The organism is Vibrio sp. R15-SG3-ISO1B (assembly GCF_059833835.1).
The window spans coordinates 1-23,256 of the sequence record NZ_JCBDGG010000009.1; the positions used below are offsets into that span (position 1 = coordinate 1).

The 23,256-nt window shown below is 51.6% G+C and carries 18 protein-coding genes; 10 read left to right on the plus strand and 8 right to left on the minus strand.

Translation table 11 applies throughout. The annotated features are described in order from the left end of the window. From AC6R0S_RS02795 to AC6R0S_RS02820, 6 genes are all read right to left on the minus strand, one after another. Nucleotides 1–437, minus strand: a 437-nt coding sequence (locus AC6R0S_RS02795) for an aldehyde dehydrogenase family protein (RefSeq protein WP_500637157.1), incomplete at its 3' end; no start/stop codon positions are given. 59 nt (nt 438–496) lie between these two features. Beyond that, nucleotides 497–1,516: an arginine N-succinyltransferase gene (gene astA / locus AC6R0S_RS02800; RefSeq protein ID WP_487903350.1), complete on the minus strand. Its 1,020-nt coding sequence runs from the start codon at nt 1,514–1,516 to the stop codon at nt 497–499. A 111-nt stretch (nt 1,517–1,627) separates the two neighbouring features. Further along, nucleotides 1,628–2,839, minus strand: coding sequence for an aspartate aminotransferase family protein (locus tag AC6R0S_RS02805; protein WP_500627499.1), 1,212 nt, complete (start codon nt 2,837–2,839; stop codon nt 1,628–1,630). Between the two features lie 465 nt (nt 2,840–3,304). Further along, nucleotides 3,305–3,889 (minus strand): aminodeoxychorismate/anthranilate synthase component II, encoded by a 585-nt coding sequence (locus tag AC6R0S_RS02810; protein ID WP_500637184.1) that lies wholly within the window; start codon nt 3,887–3,889, stop codon nt 3,305–3,307. Nucleotides 3,890–4,031: 142 nt separating this feature from the next. After that, nucleotides 4,032–6,623: an ExeM/NucH family extracellular endonuclease gene (locus tag AC6R0S_RS02815; RefSeq protein ID WP_500637158.1), complete on the minus strand. Its 2,592-nt coding sequence runs from the start codon at nt 6,621–6,623 to the stop codon at nt 4,032–4,034. Between the two features lie 370 nt (nt 6,624–6,993). Then, nucleotides 6,994–7,551: an FxsA family protein gene (locus AC6R0S_RS02820; protein WP_500637159.1), complete on the minus strand. Its 558-nt coding sequence runs from the start codon at nt 7,549–7,551 to the stop codon at nt 6,994–6,996. A 270-nt stretch (nt 7,552–7,821) separates the two neighbouring features. Between AC6R0S_RS02820 and aspA the strand changes: the two genes are divergently transcribed. The 8 genes from aspA to AC6R0S_RS02860 all read left to right on the plus strand — a co-directional run bounded on the left by aspA (nt 7,822) and on the right by AC6R0S_RS02860 (nt 19,548). Continuing rightward, nucleotides 7,822–9,273, plus strand: a complete 1,452-nt coding sequence (gene aspA, locus AC6R0S_RS02825) for an aspartate ammonia-lyase (protein ID WP_500637160.1) — start codon at nt 7,822–7,824, stop codon at nt 9,271–9,273. A 192-nt stretch (nt 9,274–9,465) separates the two neighbouring features. Next, entirely contained in the window at nt 9,466–10,773 is a 1,308-nt protein-coding gene (locus tag AC6R0S_RS02830) for an anaerobic C4-dicarboxylate transporter (protein WP_500629847.1), read from the plus strand. 445 nt (nt 10,774–11,218) lie between these two features. Next, nucleotides 11,219–12,682, plus strand: coding sequence for a YfcC family protein (locus AC6R0S_RS02835; protein WP_500633610.1), 1,464 nt, complete (start codon nt 11,219–11,221; stop codon nt 12,680–12,682). A gap of 717 nt (nt 12,683–13,399) precedes the next feature. Beyond that, nucleotides 13,400–14,620, plus strand: coding sequence for an arginine deiminase (arcA, locus tag AC6R0S_RS02840; protein ID WP_500637161.1), 1,221 nt, complete (start codon nt 13,400–13,402; stop codon nt 14,618–14,620). Between the two features lie 102 nt (nt 14,621–14,722). Then, on the plus strand, nt 14,723–15,634 hold the full coding sequence (gene arcC / locus AC6R0S_RS02845; protein WP_500637162.1) for a carbamate kinase: 912 nt from the start codon (nt 14,723–14,725) through the stop codon (nt 15,632–15,634). Nucleotides 15,635–15,721: 87 nt separating this feature from the next. After that, nucleotides 15,722–16,732 carry an ornithine carbamoyltransferase gene (locus tag AC6R0S_RS02850; RefSeq protein ID WP_334554681.1) on the plus strand — a complete coding sequence of 337 codons (1,011 nt, stop codon included), beginning with the start codon at nt 15,722–15,724 and terminating at the stop codon, nt 16,730–16,732. A 247-nt stretch (nt 16,733–16,979) separates the two neighbouring features. Then, nucleotides 16,980–17,471 carry an arginine repressor gene (locus tag AC6R0S_RS02855; protein ID WP_334554683.1) on the plus strand — a complete coding sequence of 164 codons (492 nt, stop codon included), beginning with the start codon at nt 16,980–16,982 and terminating at the stop codon, nt 17,469–17,471. A gap of 226 nt (nt 17,472–17,697) precedes the next feature. Further along, on the plus strand, nt 17,698–19,548 hold the full coding sequence (locus AC6R0S_RS02860) for a protein-disulfide reductase DsbD (protein WP_500637163.1): 1,851 nt from the start codon (nt 17,698–17,700) through the stop codon (nt 19,546–19,548). A 55-nt stretch (nt 19,549–19,603) separates the two neighbouring features. Here the strand turns inward: AC6R0S_RS02860 and AC6R0S_RS02865 are convergent, their stop codons facing one another. Beyond that, nucleotides 19,604–19,912 carry a hypothetical protein gene (locus AC6R0S_RS02865; protein ID WP_500637164.1) on the minus strand — a complete coding sequence of 103 codons (309 nt, stop codon included), beginning with the start codon at nt 19,910–19,912 and terminating at the stop codon, nt 19,604–19,606. A 319-nt stretch (nt 19,913–20,231) separates the two neighbouring features. On the opposite strand from AC6R0S_RS02865, the gene AC6R0S_RS02870 reads away from it, so the two are divergent. Continuing rightward, entirely contained in the window at nt 20,232–20,861 is a 630-nt protein-coding gene (locus tag AC6R0S_RS02870) for a response regulator (protein WP_500637165.1), read from the plus strand. A gap of 23 nt (nt 20,862–20,884) precedes the next feature. Here the strand turns inward: AC6R0S_RS02870 and AC6R0S_RS02875 are convergent, their stop codons facing one another. Continuing rightward, nucleotides 20,885–22,606, minus strand: a complete 1,722-nt coding sequence (locus AC6R0S_RS02875; RefSeq protein WP_500637185.1) for a potassium/proton antiporter — start codon at nt 22,604–22,606, stop codon at nt 20,885–20,887. Between the two features lie 384 nt (nt 22,607–22,990). On the opposite strand from AC6R0S_RS02875, the gene AC6R0S_RS02880 reads away from it, so the two are divergent. Then, nucleotides 22,991–23,254 carry a DUF4212 domain-containing protein gene (locus tag AC6R0S_RS02880; RefSeq protein ID WP_500627486.1) on the plus strand — a complete coding sequence of 88 codons (264 nt, stop codon included), beginning with the start codon at nt 22,991–22,993 and terminating at the stop codon, nt 23,252–23,254. Nucleotides 23,255–23,256 lie beyond the last annotated feature (2 nt).

Below are 23,256 nucleotides of genomic sequence, written 5' to 3' on the forward strand. Positions count from 1 at the left end.
AAGTTATACGGGCCAAACACCGCCATCACACCCAACGGGCGATGGCGCAGTACAATTTGGTTACCCGCCGCTTCACGGGTACTTTCGCCTGTGCGATCATGATAAGCGCGAATAGAGATGGCAATCTTGCCCGCCATGGCCGCGGCTTCTGTGCGCGTTTCCCACAACGGCTTGCCGGTCTCTTTAGCAATCACTTCGGCTATCTGCTCGCTGCTCTCTTTCACTTTTTCAGCAAACGCCAGCACGATGGCTTCGCGCTGCGCAAAGCTGAGTTTTTTCCATGTCTGAAAGGCGTTTCTCGCCGCGCTGACCGCCGCTTCGACTTGCGCGCTGGACGCGCTGTCACCCTGCCAAATGACCTCGTCATTGTACGGGCTGGTTGAATTCATCGGCTCGCCTTGTCCGGCCAGCCACTCTCCTGCAATCCAATGAGTCATGTTGTTTTCCTTGTCCAATTCTACTGCCAGTACTGGGCTGACTATCGCTGGGCTGACTATTACTGAGCCAGCATGCGCACGTAGTCACCATCGCCGACTTGCAGCGCGTTCGCCACCTCTGGCGCTAGGATGACCGAACCCGACTCTTTGTCGTACGCCGCTTTGGCGGCGGTGGCTCTGAAGTTCTCAAATGAGGTGTTAGCAATCAGGTAATCCTGAGAACTGGCGTGTTCAGAGATGCTCACTTTGGCTCGAAACGATTCTCGCACCGACTCAATATTGCGCACCTCACACTCAACCGTTGGGCCGCCGTCAAAAATGTCGACGTAGTTACGACAGGTGAAACCCTCTTTCTCTAGAAGGCGCAGCGCAGGCTTGGTGTTCTCGTGCACTTGGCCAATCACGGCTTGTGCCTCTTTGCTGAGCAAGTTGATGTAAATCGGCAGCTTAGGCATCAAATCGGCAATGAAACCTTTTTTACCGATCCCGGTAAGATAATCCGCCATGGTGAAATCAATCGAGAAGAAGTGCTCTTGTAGCCATTGCCAAAATGGCGAGTTGCCGTTCTCATCAGAGACACCTCGCATCTCGGCAAACACGGTTGTCGAGAAGCGATGCGGATGCTCGGCCATCATCAAAAAACGACACTTCGACATCAAACGACCATTGAGCCCGCCACGGAAACTGGGTCTGAGGAATAGCGTACAAATCTCACTGCATCCGGTGTAGTTGTTGCCAAACGTGAGCAGTTTCACCACGTTATTCACGCCCAGTTTGGGGGATGAGTGAACAATGGTGCTAATGTGGTACGAGTAAAACGGGACATCCCAGCCAATCGAGGCTTCGATTCCGGTACACCCGGCCACTTCCCCCGTCTCGCTGTCAAACCCAACCATCAAATAGCCTTCGTCACCGGGCTCGGTCACATTGGCTTTGCCGAAGCTGTATTCGGAATGGGTAATGCGGTTCGTCAACAGCTCTTCGTTGACGGGTAGAGAAGTAAATCCGTGACCAGACTCCACCGCACATGTGTGCAACGCGTCATAGTCCGAAATAGAAATAGGGCGAACAACCAGCATCGATACTCCCTCCTGATGCTATTTAAGTGCCTAGTTCCTAGAGGCGAGTTCCTAGAGAAAGGAAATCCTCACTCTAGGCACTAGGAACTAGAAACTAGGCACTCACAAAACCTAAACCAAACTTGCGATGGCTTTATCTAAACGAGCGAGACCTTGTTCGATCTCTTCTTTGCTGATCACCAGTGATGGCGTGAAGCGCACGACGTTAGCGCCGGCGACCAGTACCATCAGGCCTTCTTTACCTGCGGCGACCAGAACATCACGAGCGCGGCCTTGCCACTGCTCATTCAGTGCAGCGCCAAGCAGTAGGCCTTTACCGCGAATTTCGTCGAACAGGTGGTACTTGGCATTGATTTTGTTTAACCCATCACGGAACAGGGCTTCACGCTCGGCAACCCCTGCCAATGTGTCTGGTTGGCTAACGATATCAACCACGGCCTCAGCGACCGCACACGCTAGCGGGTTACCGCCGTAAGTGGAACCGTGCGTGCCCACTTTCATGTGCTCCGCGAGCGCATTGGTGGTCAGCATTGCCCCAATCGGGAAACCGCCACCGAGTGATTTCGCTGTACTCAAAATATCCGGTGTCACGCCCAGACCTTGGTAGGCGTAGAAGTTGCCGGTACGGCCGTTGCCGGTTTGCACTTCATCGAAGATCAGCAGCGCATTGTGCTTGTCACACAGCTCGCGCACCGTCGCAACAAACTCGTCCGTTGGCGAGATAATCCCGCCTTCGCCTTGCAGCGGCTCCATCATGATGGCGCAGGTGCGATCTGAGATATGCGCTTTCAGCGCTTCAACATCGTTGTAAGGCAAGTGCGTGACATCGCCCGGTTTCGGGCCAAAACCATCCGAGTAAGCCGCTTGACCACCGACCGTTACCGTAAAGAAGGTTCGGCCGTGGAAGCCTTGTTTAAAAGCAATAATTTCCGATTTTTCAGGGCCAAACTTATCAGCTGCCACGCGGCGAGCCAGTTTGAGGGCCGCTTCATTGGCTTCTGCGCCTGAGTTAGCAAAGAAGACCTTCTCGGCAAAGCTCACTTGGGTCAGCTTTTTCGCTAAACGCAGCGCTGGCTCATTGGTCATCACGTTGCTCAGGTGCCACAGTTTTTGACCTTGCTCGGTCAACGCCTTCACCATCGCAGGGTGACAATGCCCCAAGCAGCTCACGGCAATCCCCCCTGCAAAGTCGATATACTCATTACCTTGCTGATCCCACACGCGAGCACCCTCGCCTTTGACTGGGATCATCTCCATTGGGTTGTAACAAGGCACCATCACCTCATCAAACAGACCGCGTTCTACGTTCACTTCAGTTGTCATCGTCTTTCCCTCTCGATACTGCTCACTGGATCGCTGTTGCTCGATATCTCTTCGTTTCGTTCATTGGTGTCGCTCACGACGTTCGCTTATCACGTTACCAATCGAGACAGAAAAAGAATGTTTTGCATATCAGCCATCACAGCATTGTATTTACAATTAATTAACCATTTCAATAGTGATTTATTCTTTTTAGAGGCACCATAGGAGGCAAAACCCTATTGAGCTTGAGTATTTATGCACGATGCCACCCCTTTTATGAAGCAATTTATTCTTATAACAAAGATAAGCAGGGGTTTAACCCAGACGCAACAAGGCGCGAGCCCAGAGCACCACTTGGCTAGCGAATAGTTTTTCACTCGCTATGCAAACGGCAAGTTATGAAAGAAATGTTAAGAAAAGTGATCTGAGTGCGGTTTTTAGCACAGTAGGAAAGAGACGAGTGTTGTGCGCGACTTGCTGACTGTTTTAAACCATGCGCGTCAAGAAATTCGCCAGCAGCTGATGCCCTTGCTCGGTTTTGATCGATTCCGGGTGAAACTGCACCGCGTCAATCGGCAGAGTGCGGTGTTGATAGCCCATGATCTCATCCATGCTGCCATCGGCGAGTGTCGTCCAAGCCGTGAGCTCAAACTCACTCGGCAGGCTGTTTGCCTCGACCACCAACGAATGATAGCGCGTCACCGTTAGGGGGTTATTGAGCCCTTTAAAGACGCTCTTACCCGTGTGGGTGATGGGAGAGGTTTTGCCGTGCATCACTTGACGCGCCCGCACAACCTTGGCGCCAAAGGCTTGGGCGATCGCTTGATGCCCCAAACAGACACCGAGAATCGGCAACTTACCCGCAAAGTGGCGAATGGCTGCTAGGGAAATCCCCGCTTCATTGGGCGTACATGGCCCGGGCGAAATCACCAAATGGCTTGGCGACAGCGCCTCAATCTCTTCAAGCGTGATCTCATCATTACGGCGCACCAACACCTCGCAGCCCAACTCACAAAAGTATTGGTAGAGGTTGTAGGTAAACGAGTCGTAATTGTCGATGATCAGTAGCATGAGTGACGATGACACACAGGTTGGTTTTCACTGGGGCGGTATTGTGCAACACCATGCCAGAAAGGCAAGGGAAAAGCGCAAAAATAAGGCCAGCAAACGCTGGCCAGAAGTTGATGTGATGAGGTTGATGTGTTGCGAACTCTTAGTGGGTTCTTCTGCGCCATAACGCCAAGCCAAACAGGCCTGCCAACGCGCCAAGGCCAAACGAGCCAGCCATGTTGAGCTCTAGCACCGCTGGATCATGATCCGACGAGCGGTAGTGATCGTGATAGGTCGGCAGATCCCCTTTGTACTCTTGGTTGTAATCAAACAGCGTCGACTCGCCACCATTGATGTGCCAATCGGTCGCATCGACAAAGTGTTTGTTGAGGCTTGGGCTTATCAGCAGGTGATCCAACGCGCCCACTTCATCATTGTACGAGTAGCTCCAGCTCTCTGGATGCGCTTTCGCGACCGCATTGATGTATCCGTAGTTGTGGGTGATCACCGCGCCTTGATCGCCAAACTGCTCCTCACCGTTGATCACGGTATTGCGTGCCGCGGTGATGGTTTTCGCGTATTTCTCTGGGGCGTAATCGGTCAGCACCAAGAGTGGATCTTCCATCCCGTAGGCGTTGAGGTCACCCAAAATAACTTTGTGTCCTTTGATGGCCTGCAGCGCATCACCGAGCGCGACGGCCGCCGCGACGCGGAACTGCTCACACGACCCTTGCCAATCGGAATCTTGGCCACCCTGACCGCCTTGCTCAATCGGCGCAGCGTCTTCCCAGCACTTAGAGCCTTTCGATTTGAAGTGGTTGACGGCCACCGTAATGGTCTCTTTGGTGCCGCGTACTTTGAACGTTGACGCGAGAGAGTCACGTTGGTAATTCTTGCCATCTTCAATCACTTTACCCTTGTCATCCAGCACTTCCGGTGCCTGCTGAGAAGGCATGGCAATCACACGGGCTTGTTTGAGCTTGACCACTTTCGGCCGATAGAGCACACCCGTGGTAATCGCATCGGTGCCCACAAAGTCTTGCCCATCCTCACTGCCGTCGCCATTGCTGTCAATCGCGACATAGCGGTATTGGTCGCGCTTGCTCTCGATGCGCGCATTGAGCTCCTGCACTAAGCGGTGAATCGCCCCGCCCTCACCAAAGCCGTTGTTTTCGATCTCCATCAAACCGATGATGTCGGCATCTAAACGCAAAATGGCGTTGAGGATTTTCGCCTCCTGCACCTCAAACTCCTCATCGCTATTGGCGCCGCGATTGTCGCCAAATGGGTTGCTATCGCCACCGAATGGGGAGTTAAAGTAGTTGAGTACGTTGAACGTCGCGATACGCAAGTCGCCTTTCTTCAGCTCGGGCGTATCGGTGCGTGGGTCGTTATGGACAAAATTCTCTGCACTGAGCGAGTTGGTCGCGATTAAGCGATACTCGTTGTAGCTGTAGCTCAGCACGCCCTCTAGACCGATGACGGTGTCATCGATACGAATGTAGTCCTCAGTGGAGCCGTCTTGGTCAACATCAGTGCGGCCAAAGTCGGCGTAATACGGGATCTGCCCATCCGCGGCTTTTTGATCCGATTCGACAAACAATCGGCGCGCCGCGTTACTTGCACTTTGCTCTAACGCCTCTGGCGAACCAGCCGCAAAGACTTGGTTAGGCTGCATATTGATGCGCTTGTGCGCCAAGACCATATTGTTGCGACGCGCCGCGTAATCATAACCAAAAGTGCGCGTCACGCGCATATCCAGTTCAGCCGAGGTGCGCACGAGCATACCTTCGTAGCGCTCTAGCGTTTGGGCAAAGCTCTGATCGCTCTCAATAGGCGTGATATCGACCGCCACGGGCGCGGCTTGCTCGCCCGTTTTCACCCAGTCGTTCGCTTTAAGCTGAGTGAGATTGTAATACTCTTGCACCTGACCTTGGACACATACCACATCGCCCGCATTGAGATCGGAGCTGGACTGATTGGTGTACACAAACAGGCCTTCGGAAGTGAGCGGATTGCCATCATCGCTCAGTGCTTGCAGGTAGAAACCTTTGGTGAGCCCAGTGGTGACGGCGCTGACCACCCCTTGGACAAAATAACTCTCAGCGGTGATGTATGGGTAACCATCAATAAAGGGTGACGTACTGCCTTCCCCTTGGATGGTTTGAATGTCGGTAAAGTTTGGCTCTGCACCATCTTGAGTACAGGCAAAAGGCTCCGGCAGCTCTGCGCCATCCAATACGCCAAGACCTGTGATGTCATTGCTTTCCAGTGCCACCCAGTCGCTGGCGTTATAACTGCTTGAGGGCGTCATGGCTTCACTGGCGCGCACTAGGGTGACGTTTTGACCGAAGTTCACGCCGCCCATCTCACCGATGATGTCATGTACATTGCCCTCATAGAGCAGTGCGATAGGATCATCGCCATTAAAGCTGGTGATACCGTGGATTTCGTTCGCCACGGCTCGTGTTTCGGCATAGGCTTGTGAGTTCGCCACCACCCACACGCTTTTCGCCGCGAGAGTGACGGAGTCCAAATCGAGTGTTGCGCCCCACTCACCATTACCGTTGGTGGACTTGGCTAGTTGGAAACCGGTTAGTGTGACGGCTTCCTCGCCAGTATTGGCGATCTCGATGGCTTTGTTATTTGAGCTTCCCTCGACATATTGCGAGAGCAAAATATCTGCGGCTACCGGCGCAGATAAGGCACTGGCCACCACGGCGGCCAGTAAACTGGGTGTGAATGTGTGTCTCATCGTGTTTCCCTTGCATGCTTTCTGTTCGATGCGAGAAAGCGCGTTCCATATCACTTTTCGTATAAGAAAAGACCTATAAAGCACGACAAGTGTTGATGTTTTTTATGAAACAAAAATATAGGAATCATTACAACGAGAAGTAGATCTCATTGAGCCGATGAATGACGGAAGTGTGGTCAACTTTTCAACAAAACAGGAAAGCATGCTGTTGCAAAGATGCGATTAAGCGGATGATTCTAGGAACAATTCGTTGACAGCCCGACTAAGCGACACCCATCCACGCAGCACGTAAGGCGCCCCTAAATAAACACGCTGCGGCCCATAAAAACGACAAAAGCGCCCGCAGGCGCTCATCATCAGAGCCAAGACCCTATTTTAATTTTGGCTTGTCATTCTCATCGTCTTTGCGTTCGTACTCACCTTCAAACGTCTTCCCCTGCGCCGAGTCAGACTCAAACGGCGAAGCGCCGTCACGATGGAAAGGGTCTTGATGAGAAGGGTCTTGATGAGAGCGAGAAAAGGGATCGTGAGAGAATGGGTCATGACCAAAGCCACTCTGCCCTCCCACCGATCGAATCACCATTTTGCTCATCAGCGTTTTGGCGATCATGGCACGGGGCGCCGGCAGTAAGACCAACATGCCTAATGCGTCGGTCAAAAAACCGGGAGTGAGCAGTAAGACACCCGCCACCGCCAGCATCACGCCTTCCATGATCTGCTGCGCGGGAAGCTCACCTTGTGCGAGGCGCTGCTGCACCGACAGTAACGTCGCAACGCCTTGGCTGCGCACTAAAGAGGCGCCGACAAACGCGGTGACCAGCACCAGACCGATGGTCGGCCATAAACCAAGAAACCCACCCACTTGGATAAACAGGCCGATTTCAATAATAGGTACGATGATAAATAGTAAGAGTAAGATAGGAAACACACGCCCTCCTTTGTTGCCCTCAGTGTACGCGCAAAGCCTGCACTGGCACAAATCTAAGCGGTAAAAAAGTGTTTACCTCTCACGATGAAACTTTCAGTAAATAAATATAAAAAAGGTGATCAAGTTACTATTTTTATGCGCTAGGTGCAGTATGATGTGCCACATAAGTCAGGACGGATTTATAGCCCAAAATTCTGATGAATGGATTCTTAGACTACAGAATGGCTAGCATTTAACTTTATTATCAGAATAATACTCTAAGGATCCTGTATGGCTACCCTAACCGATGCCACTAAGGCACTTTCCCCTGCAACACGTCTTGAAGAAGATTTATTGGGTGAGCGTCACGTCCCTGCCGACGCTTACTACGGCATCCACACCCTACGTGCGATTGAAAACTTCAACATCTCCAACATGACCATCTCCGACGTACCGGATTTCGTCCGCGGTATGGTGATGACCAAAAAAGCTGCGGCGCTGGCCAACAAAGAGCTGGGTGTAATTCCAAAGGATGTGGCGAATTACATTATCCAAGCGTGTGATTTGATTCTAGACACCGGCAAGTGCATGGACCAATTCCCATCGGACGTCTACCAAGGTGGCGCGGGCACGTCGGTCAACATGAACACAAACGAAGTGATCGCTAATATCGCCCTCGAATTAATGGGCAAGGAAAAAGGCGAGTACGACTTCATCAACCCAAATGACCACGTCAACAAGAGCCAGTCGACCAACTGTGCCTACCCAACCGGTTTTCGCATTGCGGTGTACAACAGCGTGCACAAACTGATTGAATCGATTGAATACCTCAAAGGTGCGTTCGAGCTTAAGAGCCAAGAGTTCAAAGATATCCTCAAGATGGGCCGCACTCAGCTGCAAGACGCGGTGCCAATGACGGTCGGTCAAGAGTTCCACGCTTGGGCGGTGACGCTCAACGAAGAGATCCGCGCGCTTGAGTACACCTCAAAGCTTCTGCTCGAAGTGAACCTTGGCGCAACGGCCATCGGTACTGGTCTCAACGCTGCGCCGGGCTATCAAGCAGCGGCAGTCAAACACTTAGCACAAGTGACCGGTCTTGATGTGGTCCCTGCGGAAGATTTGATTGAAGCCACCTCAGACTGCGGCGCCTACGTGATGACGCACGGCGCGCTGAAACGCCTAGCGGTGAAGCTATCTAAAATCTGTAACGACTTGCGCTTGCTCTCTTCTGGTCCTCGCGCGGGTTTGAACGAGTTAAACCTGCCACAGCTGCAAGCGGGCTCGTCCATCATGCCTGCTAAGGTCAACCCTGTGGTGCCTGAAGTGGTTAACCAAGTCTGCTTCAAAGTATTGGGTAACGACAACACCATCTCTTTCGCGGCAGAAGGCGGTCAATTGCAGCTTAACGTGATGGAGCCAGTGATTGCCCAAAGCATGTTTGAGTCGATTTCGATTCTGTCTAACGCGTGCGTGAACTTGCGCGACAAATGCATCGACGGCATTACCGTCAATAAAGAAGTGTGCGAAAACTACGTCTACAACTCGATTGGTATCGTCACTTACCTCAACCCATACATCGGACACCACGAAGGCGACATCGTCGGTAAGATTTGTGCTGAAACCGGTAAGAGCGTGCGTGAGGTGGTGCTAGAGCGTGGATTGCTGACGCCAGAAGAGCTGGATGACATTCTTTCGGTTGAAAACTTCATGCGTCCAACGTATAAAGCCAAGCGCTACGAGTAAGCGCAAAAATAGGGCCTGCGGGCCCTTTTTTAGGCACGCATCCGGTAACCACACTTTTCCTATGGATTACTCTCACACAAGGTAAACAACACGCAGTGATTATCTAAACCTTCATGCCGCTGGCCGACTCTCAGCAGCGCGAAGCATTAGATAATCAAAATCAAACGTTAAACATTATACGAGGATATAGCTATGGTCGCAGTGGAGCTCATTGTTGTTCTGCTCTTCATTTACTTGGGAGCAAGAATCGGCGGGATTGGCATCGGCCTTGCCGGTGGTGCGGGTGTGATTGCCCTGTCTTTGGTGTTGGGCGTTCCCACCAGTCAGGCGTTCATTCCAGTTGACGTTATCTTAATCATTATGTCCGTGATTACCGCGATTGCCGCCATGCAAGTGGCCGGTGGTATGGACTGGCTGGTTCAAGTAGCGGAAAACTTTTTGCGCAAACACCCTGAACGTATCACTTTTTACGCACCGATCGTCACCTTCTTAATGACCTTGATGGCGGGTACTGGCCACACGGCGTTCTCAACCTTGCCTGTGATTGCTGAAGTGGCAAAAGGCCAAGGCGTGCGTCCTTCTCGTCCGCTGTCGATTGCCGTCGTAGCCTCGCAAATTGCGATTACCGCATCGCCAATCTCAGCGGCGGTCGTGGCGTTCGCGGCGATGTTGGCGCCAATGGGCGTGGACTACCTCACGCTACTGGCGGTCTGCATTCCGACCACCTTTATTGCTTGTATGATTGGTGCGTTTGTCGCCAACTTCATGGGTAAAGAGCTTAAAGACGATCCTATCTACCAAGAGCGTTTGGAAAAAGGGTTGATCAAATTGAGCAGCGACACACAACGCGAGATCCTGCCAACAGCAAAAACCGCAACCTACATTTTCTTGGCCGCGATTGGCTTTGTTGTCTGCTACGCAGCGGCGATTTCAGGCTCGGTCGGCCTAATTAAAGACCCTGCGCTTGGCCGTAACGAAGCCATCATGACCGTGATGCTGGCTGCGGCCGCCGCCATTGTGCTGGTGACCAAAATCGATGCTGCGAAAATCCCATCAGCCGCAACCTTCCGCTCAGGTATGACGGCGTGTGTCTGCGTACTGGGTGTTGCATGGCTCGGCTCAACGTTCGTCAATGCGCACGTGGCAGAAATCAAAGAGCTGGCGGGCGATCTCTTGTCTGATCACCCTTGGATGCTGGCGATGGTGCTGTTCTTTGCCTCTATGCTCCTTTACTCACAAGGCGCGACCACAGTGGCGCTAATGCCTGCCGCACTCGCGATTGGTGTCGCGCCACTGACCGCCGTTGCGTCCTTTGCCGCCGTCAGTGCCCTGTTCGTACTACCGACCTACCCAACGCTGTTGGCCGCGGTTGAGATGGACGACACTGGCTCAACGCGCATCGGCCAATACGTGTTTAACCACCCGTTCTTTATTCCTGGTGTGGTGACCATTGCCTCGGCAGTGGCACTCGGCTTTACCTTTGGCGGTCTACTGATCTAGTCTCAATAAGACGCCATAAAAATAATTCGATACAAAGGGAGCCGAGCGCTCCCTTTTATTTTGGACTGAATAAAAAATCACAGATCACAGACGGTTTTTGATTGACATCAAAATAGCGTTAATTAATAAAACCTTCTCGTTAACCAAATCGATTGAATAAAATTCCCAGCGTTTACTTACGCCACTATTAAATCCATTCACTCTTTCTAAAAAAATCCAAAAACCAGCATAGAAATCCAACTATTTCACTTGAATACCCCAGCGATTTTTCCATGAAAATTTTGGCCAAAAATATAGGACAGTAATTTGTGACCCGCTCCAAGGTTAATCTTTGAGACGAAATTTACACTAGTTCTAAATTCGATCATGCCTATCAATAATAACGCTATCTATTGTCACAGATTCACTTGTATTCACCCTTTGCAATACAAGTAAGGAGATCATCATGACCACTCAAACTGTCCCTAGAGAACATAAAAACAGCGAAGAGAAAAAACGCGGCTTTTTTGCCAACTTTAAATTCCCTTCCGCCTACACCATCTTATTTGTCTTAATAGCCCTTGTGGCTATGTTGACGTGGATTATCCCCGCTGGCCAATATGACCGCGCCATGAATGAAGACCTAGGCCGTGAAGTGCCCGTGACGGGCACCTATCAGCCTGTGGAAGGCAATCCACAAGGGGTGATTGATGTCTTGCTTGCGCCGATTGATGGCTTTTACGACCACAACAGCTACGAAGCGGCAGCGATTGATGTGTCGCTGTTTATCCTCGTCATCGGCGGTTTCTTGGGCCTAGTGACAAAAACCGGCGCGATTGATGCTGGGATAGAGCGCGTCACTCACCGCCTTGAAGGACGCGAAGAGATGATGATCCCCATCTTGATGGCACTGTTTGCCGCGGGCGGCACTGTGTATGGGATGGCGGAAGAGTCCTTGCCTTTCTATACCTTACTTGTGCCCGTGATGATGGCCGCACGTTTTGACCCTGTGGTCGCCGCCGCGACCGTGTTGCTCGGCGCCGGGATTGGCTGTTTGGGTTCAACCATCAACCCGTTCGCCACTGTGATTGCCGCCAACGCCTCTGGCATTCCGTTCACCGATGGCATCATGCTACGCGCCATCATGTTGGTGATTGGCTGGGCAATCTGTGTCGCCTATGTGATGCGCTATGCACGCATGGTGCGCCAAGACCAATCCAAATCGATTGTGTTTGATAAGTATGAAGAGAACAAAGCGCACTTCTTGGGCAACCAATCCGAGCAAGGCCTTGAGTTCACCACTACACGCAAAGCGATTCTGACCATCTTTGGCCTCTCGTTCGCGGTCATGATTTACGGTGTCTCCATTGCCGGTTGGTGGATGGCGGAAATTTCAGCCATGTTCCTGGCCGCTACCATCATTGTCGGTATCGTGGCACGTATGAGCGAAGAGGAGTTCACCACCAGCTTTATTGATGGCGCCCGCGACCTACTTGGCGTTGCTCTCATCATCGGTATTGCGCGCGGTATTGTGGTCGTGATGGATCGCGGCATGATCACCGATACCATCTTGTACTCAGCGGAGCAGATGGTGACTGGGCTCTCCTCTGTCGTCTTTATTAACGTGATGTTCTTCCTAGAGATTTTGCTCTCGTTCTTGGTGCCGTCCACCTCTGGTCTTGCCGTACTCACCATGCCGATTATGGCGCCATTGGCCGACTTTGCCGGCGTCGGTCGTGATTTGGTTATCACCGCATACCAATCAGCATCAGGACTGGTGAACCTCATCACGCCAACCTCAGCCGTGGTGATGGGTGGCCTTGCGATCGCCCGCGTGCCTTACGTGCGCTGGGTGAAATGGGTCGCGCCGCTGCTCGCTATCTTGACTCTGTTCTGCGTATTGGCGTTAAGCCTAGGTGCGCTACTGTAACTGCTCACGCAAAAGCGCCGTTAAGCAGGATAACGAAACGGTTGTCCTGCTCTCTCCCTGCTTGCAATACTCAATCAAGAAAAGCCACGTGTGTGGCTTTTTCTTTATCTACTCTTTCTTTATCTGTACTTTCTTTGTCTGTACTTTCTTTGTCTGTACGTTTCAATTTTTATTCCAATTGGATAATCCATTTTTATAGGCTGGGTTACTTTTTCTTATCTAAAAATAAAAACCACGCTTTGGTGAATAAAAACAAAAACAAGCGTGATCACCTAGACAAATTAGCACATTCGTTTATTAACAAATGCCGTCAAAAGCGAAACAAAGTCACTATATAAAGAAAAACAGCGCATAAAACCGCACGCTCATTCTATCCATTATAAATATCGACATGAATACAATTCCCTCTCTTTACCGTGATTGACTCTCACGGCGCTATTTTGCTGTCATTCAGTGAATAAAAATCCTTACAGAGCGAGAAACCAACATCATCACAGCTTGGTAACAACTGCATGGATATTGTTAAAACCCTAGGCGTAGCAAGGGCTGCAAGAAAAAATGAAGTGTGACTGAGCGCAGAGAATCCTCCTCTCTAGGGCGTAATATTAATATCAGAACAACAAAGTGAATAATTAAATTCACTCTCAAATAATCCCTACACCATTATTTAATTTGTCACAGATGCATTAAATAAAAAATAAATAGAGAGATACGATTATGAGTAAGTTATACGTAGGTTCTGAAATCGGTCAATTACGTCGCGTGTTGGTTCACCGCCCGCGTCGTGCTCTCACCCACTTAACCCCCTCGAACTGCCACGAGCTACTGTTTGACGACGTCTTAGCGGTCGAACGTGCCGGTGATGAACACGATGTGTTTACCCAGACGCTGCGCGATCAAGGGGTGGAAGTGCTGCTATTGACCGACCTGCTGGCAGAGACGCTGGCAGTACCAGAAGCCAAGGAGTGGCTACTCAATCGTCAGGTATCTGACTACCGCTTAGGCCGATCCTTTGCCAACGACGTGCGCTGCTATCTGGGCGACTTGCCCAATCTTGAATTGGCCAAGATCCTCACCGGCGGCCTCTCCTACGCGGAAATGCCTATGCGCTCCTCCTCAATGATGCAAGCGCTGCATGCACCGACCGATTTTATTATCGAGCCGCTGCCCAATCACCTCTTTACCCGTGATACCTCCTGCTGGGTCTACGGTGGCGTCTCCATCAACCCGATGGCGAAGCCGGCCCGCCAACGTGAAACCAACCACGTGCGCGCCATTTACCGCTGGCACCCAACCTTCGCTGGCCAAGACTTCATCAAATACTTTGGTGATGAAGAGGCGCTGTACGACAACTCAACCATTGAGGGCGGTGATGTATTGGTCATTGGCCGTGGCAGCGTCTTGATTGGTATGTCTGAACGCACCACACCGCAAGGGGTGGAGCACCTTGCTGCCGGCCTATTTAAACACGGCCAAGCCAAACAAGTGATTGCGATGGAGCTACCTAAACATCGCTCTTGCATGCATTTGGATACCGTGATGACCCACATGCGCGAAGACACCTTCTCCGTCTACCCAGAAGTGGTGCGCAAAGACGTCAAATGTTGGAGCTTGACGGGTGATGAGTCTGGCGCGGTGCGCGTCAAAGAGGAAGGCTACTTTGTCTCGGCGATTGAAAGAGCGCTTGGCGTTGGCCAACTCAACCTCATCACCACGGGCGGCGATAACTTCAACGCTGAGCGTGAGCAGTGGAACGACGCCAACAACGTATTGACCGTCAAACCGGGCGTCGTGATTGGCTATGAGGGCAACACCTACACCAATGAAAAATACGACAAAGCCGGCATCACGGTGCTGCCCATCCCTGGGGATGAATTGGGACGAGGCCGCGGCGGCGCTCGCTGCATGAGCTGCCCGATTGAGCGCGATGGCATCTAAGCCCGCGGTCATCACAGCCTCCATCGCTATCAACCCATTCATCCTTATCATCGGATCAACAAGGAGCAAAAGCGGGCGCTTTTGCTCTATGGAGACAGAGCTATGAACAAACAAACCGTCGTTGTCGCCCTAGGGGGCAATGCGCTACTTCGCCGCGGTGAGCCGCTCGAAGCCGAGGTGCAGCGCCACAACATTGAAATCGCGGTCAACACCATCTCCAAAATCGCCGAGCATTACAACGTGGTGTTGGTGCATGGCAACGGCCCGCAAGTGGGGCTGCTTGCGCTGCAAGGCCTTGAGTACAAGAAAGTCGCGCCCTACCCACTCGATGTGCTGGGCAGTGAAACCCAAGGCATGATCGGCTACATGCTGATGCAAGAGTTTAAAAACCAGATGCCGAGCACCAACATCACTTGCATGTTGACGCAAATGACCGTAGACCCAAATGACCCGGCCTTCGCCAATCCAACCAAACCGATTGGACCGATTTACCAAGAAGCCGAAGCGCGCGAACTGGCCGAGCGTTATCACTGGACCGTCAAACCCGATGGCGCGCATTTTCGCCGCGTCGTACCGAGCCCTAAACCGACAGGCATCATTGAACACGAAGCCATTACCAAGTTGATCGCCGAAGGGCATTTGGTGATCTGTACCGGTGGCGGCGGCATTCCGGTCAAACGGGAAGGCGGCAAATTGATGGGCGTTGAAGCGGTGATCGACAAAGACATGTCCGCCGCCTATCTCGCCAAACAGCTCAACGCCGACGCGCTATTGATCCTGACTGACGCCGACGCCGTCTACCTCGATTGGGGCAAGCCCACTCAGCATCCGCTACGTGCCACCACCCCTAGCGAGCTGGCGCACTATACGTTCGATGAAGGCTCGATGGGGCCAAAAATTGATGCCTCTTGCGAGTTCATTCGCCAAGGAGGCAAGGTGGTTGGCATCGGCGCCCTCGAAGATGGCCTAGCGATTTTACAAGGCACCGCCGGCACTAATATCACCAAAGGCTAACAACAGACAACGAGGCTCGGGCCATCTTCGCGCCGAGCCGAAACAGACATTGCACGTCATCATCTCTTTTTAAGAAGGAAATTCACCATGGCTTTCAATTTACGTAACCGCAACTTCCTTAAACTGCTCGACTTTACCCCACGTGAGATTGACCATCTGCTCGCGCTCTCTGCTGAACTGAAAAAAGCCAAATACAACGGTTACGAGCAGCCGCGCCTCAAAGGCAAAAACATCGCGCTGATTTTCGAAAAAACCTCAACCCGCACTCGCTGCGCCTTTGAAGTGGCGGCGTTTGACCAAGGCGCGCAAGTCTCCTACTTGGGCCCCTCTGGCTCACAAATCGGTCATAAAGAGTCAATGAAAGACACCGCGCGCGTGCTGGGCCGCATGTATGACGGCATCGAATATCGCGGCTTTGGTCAAGAGATCGTCGAAGAGCTCGGCCGATACGCCGGTGTACCCGTCTGGAATGGCTTGACCGACGAGTTCCACCCCACCCAAATCCTCGCTGACTTCTTGACCATGATGGAACATGGCCGCGGCAAAGCGCTGCGCGACATCTCCTTTGCCTACCTTGGCGACGCACGCAACAACATGGGCAACTCCTTGATGGTGGGCGCGGCGAAAATGGGCATGGACATCCGCCTCGTTGCGCCAAAACAGTTCTGGCCAGAGGAGAGTTTGGTCGCCACCTGCCGAGACATCGCCCAGACCACAGGCGCTAAAATCACGCTCACCGACGATGTGCAAGAGGGCGTGCAAGGCTGTGACTTCCTCTACACTGACGTCTGGGTGTCCATGGGCGAAGCGAAAGAAGCGTGGGCTGAGCGCATCAATTTGATGCTACCGTATCAAGTCAACATGGCGATGATCAAAGCCACCGGTAACCCGCACGTGAAATTTATGCACTGCTTACCCGCCTTCCACGGCGAAGACACCACGGTCGGCAAACAGCTCGCGAGCGAATATCCCATGCTCAAAGACGGCTGTGAAGTGACGGATGAAGTGGTCGAGTCGGACTACTCGATTGTCTTCGACGAGGCGGAAAACCGCATGCACACCATCAAAGCGGTGATGGTGGCGACGCTCGGCGCGTAACCCTGCTTTGGATGAACTAAGAGACTCGCGGGGCTGACAACAGCCTCGCTTTATTAGAATAAATGACCAGAAAAACACTTTGTCATTAGTTTTTTATTTGGTGACAAGTGTCATATAGCCACACTTTTATTGGTGATAAACTCAGCGTGCGCGACGGCGCTTTTCATTGAACAACCCACAAGGGTACATAGATGGAGCTGTGTACTCATTCCCATCAGGATGGCGATAATCATAATAAGGGGTCCTTATGAGTGACACTCTTCATCTCGCGGACGACCAATTTGCCGATGACAAAACCCTCACTTCAGCGTGCAAACGGCTACTGCAACAACAAAGCTTTTCCACTCAAAATGAGCTCAGAGAAGCCCTAGTGAACATTGGTTTCGAGGGCATCAGTCAATCGACCGTCTCTCGCTTGCTGTCACAACTTGGCGTCGTCAAAGTGCAAAACGCCTGCGGCAAAAAAGTCTACTGCATCACGGTCGAAACCGCGCCAGTGCGCGTCGAGTCCTCCATCTCTTCGCAAATCGAGTTCATTACCCACAACCAATCCATGGTGGTCGTCAAAACCCACCCCGGCAGCGCCCAACTGGTCGCCCGTCTCGTCGACATCGACCCACACACCGAAATCCTTGGCACCGTCGGCGGGAACGACACCGTACTCATCATCCCAAAAGACACACAAAAGATTGATGCGTGTGAGCGGATAGTGCGGATGAGATTAGGAGTGAGTTCATAGGGGATAGGTCCTAGAGGCTAGTGCCTAGTTCCTAGAGGGATGGAGGTACGTGATGGGTGATGGGTGATGGGTGATGGGTACGATCTTCTAGGCACTAGGAACTAGAAACTAGAAACTAGAAACTAGAAACTAGGCACTAAAAACTAGAAACTATTTGAAACTTATCCATCCGATCTCCTGTCTGATTGAGTTACACTGAATCCATCTTAGTTAACGTGACGGTCTTATGCGCTTCGCTTTCTCGCTTGTTGTACTGGTTCTCTCTCTGTTTTCGAGCTCGGTGTGGGCTCTGTTTGGCAATTCGCAATCTACGTTCAGTCCTGCCAATGAGGACAATCGCTTTGTCACTGTTGATGAGGCGTTTGCCTTCAATGCGGTGCAGCAAGGCGCGCGGGTCTATCTCGATTGGCAAATCAAGCCAGATTACTACCTCTATCAAGATAAGATTGCCATTAGCGGCGAGCACATCACGTTAGGCGACATCACACTGCGTCAAGGTGAGCCCTATCATGATGAGTTTTTCGGTGACGTGAACATCTACACCACGCCGCTGTTTGTCGAGGTGCCTTTGGCCGAGTATCAAGCCGGGGCTCGTTTGATGGTTCAATACCAAGGCTGCGCGAAAGCCGGTTTCTGCTATCCGCCCGAAACTAAGGTCATTGACCTGACCTCGTTTGACTTTCAAGACGCCGATGTCGTCATCGCGCCCACCTCCACCAATTCAGAAAAGACGCCTATTACGACTGACACGGCGACAGACTCATCACGCTCACAACAGGCACAGCTAGCCGATCGCATCAGCGAGAGCGTTTGGACACCGCTGCTGTTTCTTGCACTGGGTATCGGCCTCGCCTTTACCCCATGTGTCTTGCCGATGTACCCGATTTTGACCAGCATTGTGCTCGGCGGCGGTCAGATCAACACACGCCGCACATTGGGCCTTTCGTTTGTCTACGTGCAAGGCATGGCATTGACTTACACCCTGCTCGGTTTGGTGGTGGCGCAAGCCGGTTTGCAGTTCCAAGCAACGATGCAACACCCCGCAGTGTTGATAGGACTCAGTATATTATTCGTCGCGCTGGCCTTGTCGATGTTTGGGCTCTACACGCTGCAACTGCCGAGTCGCCTGCAAACTTGGCTCAATCAACTGAGCAGTCAGCAGCAAGGTGGCAACCTGCTCGGTGTGTTTAGCATGGGGGCGATTTCTGGTTTAGTCTGCTCACCCTGCACCACGGCGCCGCTGTCGGGCGCGCTCTTGTATGTGGCGCAAAGCGGCGACTTGTTTACCGGAGGGATCACCCTCTACGCGTTGGCGCTCGGTATGGGCATTCCTCTGATTTTGGTCGCGGTATTTGGCAATCAGTTGTTGCCAAAAGCGGGAGAGTGGATGAATCGCGTCAAGACGCTATTTGGTTTTATCCTCCTCGCGGCGCCGATTTTCTTGCTTGAGCGTATCCTGCCCGATCTGTGGAGCAGTGCGCTGTGGTCGGGGCTCGGTATCGCGGCGTTTGGCTGGCTCTATCACAGTAAAAATGCACTGCCTTTTGGTGGCTGGAAGCAAAGTGTGGTGGGCATTGTTGCAGTGCTCGGTTTGTTCGCCAGCGCTCAGCCGCTGCTCAATCTTTGGTTTGATGGTCCAAGCGCCCACTCGCAAGCCGCGCCGAGCATTGAGTTTACCCGTATCAACAACGTCGCCGAGCTCAACTTGGCCCTCAGCCAAGCCCGAGAGCAAGGCAAACCTGTGATGCTCGATTTTTATGCCGACTGGTGCGTCGCGTGTAAGGAATTTGAGAAGTACACCTTCCACCAAGCCGATGTGGAAGCCAAGCTGAGTGAGTTTGTGTTGTTGCAAGCCGACGTCACCCGCAACCAAGTGCAAGACATCGAGCTACTCAAACAACTCGGCGTACTCGGTTTGCCGACCATTGATTTTTGGGATGCCAATGGCCAGCCGATGCCAAATGCTCGCATCACAGGATTTATGCCAGCCGAGACGTTTTTAGCGCATTTGAAGGCTCAGCCCTTTGACCAGCCTTCTAACTTACCATTAGGTGTTCATCGAGACAGGCTAAATTAGAAAGTAAAAAGGCTGACGTGATCGCCAGCCTTTTCAACGTAAATCTGCACTTCAATTATACAGTGAAAGAACACTGCTTAACTTTTAGTACTGGACGAGCCGTTGTCGCTGCTTGCGAGTATGCCTGAGCCATGACCGCTTTTGCTTCACTCGTACCCGAATCAACACCTACTGCTGAAAGCAAGCTTGCACCTGTGTCAACGTTATCCATCTGCTCACGGTACTCTGCAAATATTGCTTGAATATCATCGCAAGACATTGAATTAAAATCAGCATTTGCGATATCTGTATCTGAACCTCCAGTCATTTGACATCCAGACAAACCAACGACGGCCAACACTGCGAATAGACTTAATTTTTTCATTATCAGTTTCCTTTACTGCATCATTATTTGAAGTAGGTCAAAACCTAGAAGGGATTATGCAACAAACAGCTATTCACTTCTTAAATATGAGCAATATTTAAGATCAATTTGATGAATATGTGAACAAGAGCATACTGACAATCTAATTTATTGATATTAATGATATTTAACATCATATGCATCTAGTGTAAATACTCAACAATAAGTGTTAAATGAAACAAAACCCGATACACTTCAGACTTTTAGCGGATAAAGATTGTCCACCGCGGCAAAGCTGACAATAATTCTATTAACTACATCATCATAAGTGTGCAACGTCATGGACTCGACCTACACCATCATCATCGCAGACGATCACCCGCTGTTTCGCAACGCGTTGTTCCAATCGGTACATATGGCGGTCAGTGGGGCCAATCTGCTAGAGGCCGACTCCCTCGATGCCTTGATGACGCTGCTCGCCAAAGAAGATGAGCCCGACTTACTGCTGCTCGATCTGAAAATGCCGGGCGCCAATGGCATGTCTGGCTTGATTCAACTGCGCGCCGAATACCCAGAGTTGCCGATTGTGGTGGTCTCAGCCAGTGAAGAGCCTTCGGTGGTCACGCAAGTGAAAAGCCACGGCGCGTTTGGTTTTATCCCTAAATCGAGTGACATGCGCGAGCTGGTGAAAGCCCTCAATCAAGTGCTGGCGGGCGACCCTTACTTCCCTGAGGGTTCGATTGTTGAGAATGAAGCGTGCAATGATCTCGCTGAGAAAATGGCGACCCTCACCCCGCAGCAGTACAAGGTACTGGGCATGCTCTCCGACGGACTGCTTAACAAGCAGATCGCCTATGAGCTCAACGTCTCAGAAGCGACCATCAAAGCGCACATGACCGCCATTTTCCGTAAGCTGGGCGTAAAAAATCGCACCCAAGCGGTAATACTACTCAGCGAACTCAACGACTAGCACTACCAGTAGATAGGCCACCCCTACTCTGGCTCTTGCGAGTTCGGAAGGCACAGACCCAACTGTGTCACTTCGTAGTTCTCCACTTTGGAGATGACAAACCTCAGCCCTTGCCAATCAAAACTGTCGCCAAGCACCACTTGATGGGGCAGTTGCTCCGCCACCAGCTGCTTTAGCGAGAACGTCGCGTATTCAACAGGCACATCAATGCCGTAGTGCTGACACACATCGCTAAGCGAAACCTCTGCGGCAAAAAAGAAATCACCAAAGAAACGGGTTTGAGTTTCCGCCAAAGGCGCGGTGCTAAACAGTTGGCTTAACGGCTCAAGGTTCTCTTCTCGGCCCAGCACGCATAAAGTGTCGCCCGCTTGCAGCACAGTGCTTCCCGATGGGTGGAGCAAGGTTCGCTGACGAAACAGCGCCGCAATCCGCGTTCCATCAGGCATCGCCAACTTACTCAATGGCTCACCAATACACCACTTCTCCGCTTCCAAGCGATAGACATAGAGCTCCCAATTGCTGGTTGGGAAAATCTCGATCCCTGCCCGCGCCACCGGCGCGGGCTGAGGTGGCAGTTCGACTTTGGCCAATTTTGCTGCCTTGGTTAAGCTCACGCCTTGCACGATCAGCGAGACCATAACGACGAAAAAGGCGATATTGAAATACATCTGCGCATTGGGCAGCCCCGCCATCAAAGGGAATACCGCCAAAATGATCGGCACAGCGCCACGCAATCCGACCCAACTTAGAAACCACTTCTCTCTGGGGCGAAACTTGCCAAACGGCAGCAAACTGAGCCACACCGCAATAGGACGAGCAAATACAATCATGCCGAACGCGAGCGCCAGTGCCGGCAGTGCGATGTCGAGCAAATCTTTCGGATTGACCAACAGACCAAGCACGACAAACATGATGATCTGGCTAAACCATGTCAGTCCATCCATGACATTCAAAATCGAGTGTTTTGAGCGCGTCGGCAAATTACCCAGCAGCAAACCAAACAGATAAATGGTGAGAATGCCGCTGCCGCCCAAGGTGTTCGACAATGCAAACAGCCCAACGCCAAGCCCTGAGACCAGAATCGGGTACATGCCTTCTGGTAATTGGATGCGATTGATGATTTGCAAAGACAACCAGCCGCCACCAAGCCCAAGGGCGATGCCGATACCAAACTGCATCACAAAACTCAGTGACACGAACCCAACGCTGAGCACCGCGGTTGGATCCGCCAGTACCGCAATCAAAGTAATGGTGAGAAACACCGCCATCGGATCGTTGGTGCCTGATTCAATCTCCAACGTCGCGCCCACCCGTTCATTGATGCTGCGCCCTTTAAGGAGTGAAAAGACCGCCGCGGCATCAGTGGAACCGACTATCGCGCCAAGCAGCAAGCCTTGTAGCAAAGTGAGATTGAAGAGCCAGGTGGCGAGCAAACCGGTGAGAAACGTGGTGCAAAATACGCCAAAGGTGGCCAAAGAAAATGCCGGCCAGAACGCCAAACGAAAGCTGCTGATACGTGTGCGTAGCCCACCATCGAGCAAGATGATCGCCAGCGCTAAGTTACTGACCAGATAGGTCGTGGAGTAGCTATCAAACTTGATGCCTCCCGGGCCGTCTTGCCCGGCCAGCATACCGACGCAGAGAAACAAAACGAGGATAGGTACACCGAGGCGCGAGGAGAGCTGGCTGAATAACACACTGATAACAAGAAGAAGCGTCCCAGTAAGAAACAGTCCATTGATCATATCTACCGTCAAGCTTTACCCCCTTAAATACAATTGGAGTCAATGAGTTATTCTACCCATAGTTTTCTCTTGGCAGTAGCGGGAAATGGTCAACCTATGCAAATTGTCGGTCAACATATCAACACTAGTTGAGCGGTTCCCTTCTCAAGACATTAGACCTTTGGCTAACTTAACAAGTTATTAACATCACAAATTTATCAGTAAACCTCGCTAAGCGCCCATTTTAGGGCCCTTTTTATCCTTATCGCCCCGACTAAAGTTGAAAGGTTTTTCGCCCATTGCCTTGCTAATGTACATGGTGAAACATTTTTTTAACAAGCACTGACCTCACTAGCAGGTAAACCGAACACCCCATTTAACTAGCGAAATCGTAAGGAGGCGGCAATGGCATTCGAAAGTCAGGAAAGAGCCAAAGCCTACTGGGATAAAAACGTAAAACTGATGATCACCTTAATGGTCATCTGGTTTGTCGTATCTTTTGGCTGCGGCATATTATTTGTCGACGTACTGAATGAAATTCAAATCGGTGGATACAAACTCGGCTTCTGGTTTGCCCAGCAAGGCTCCATCTATACGTTTCTTGGCATTATTTTCTACTACGCGTGGAAGATGCGCCAACTGGACCGTGAATTCGGCGTGGATGAGTAAGG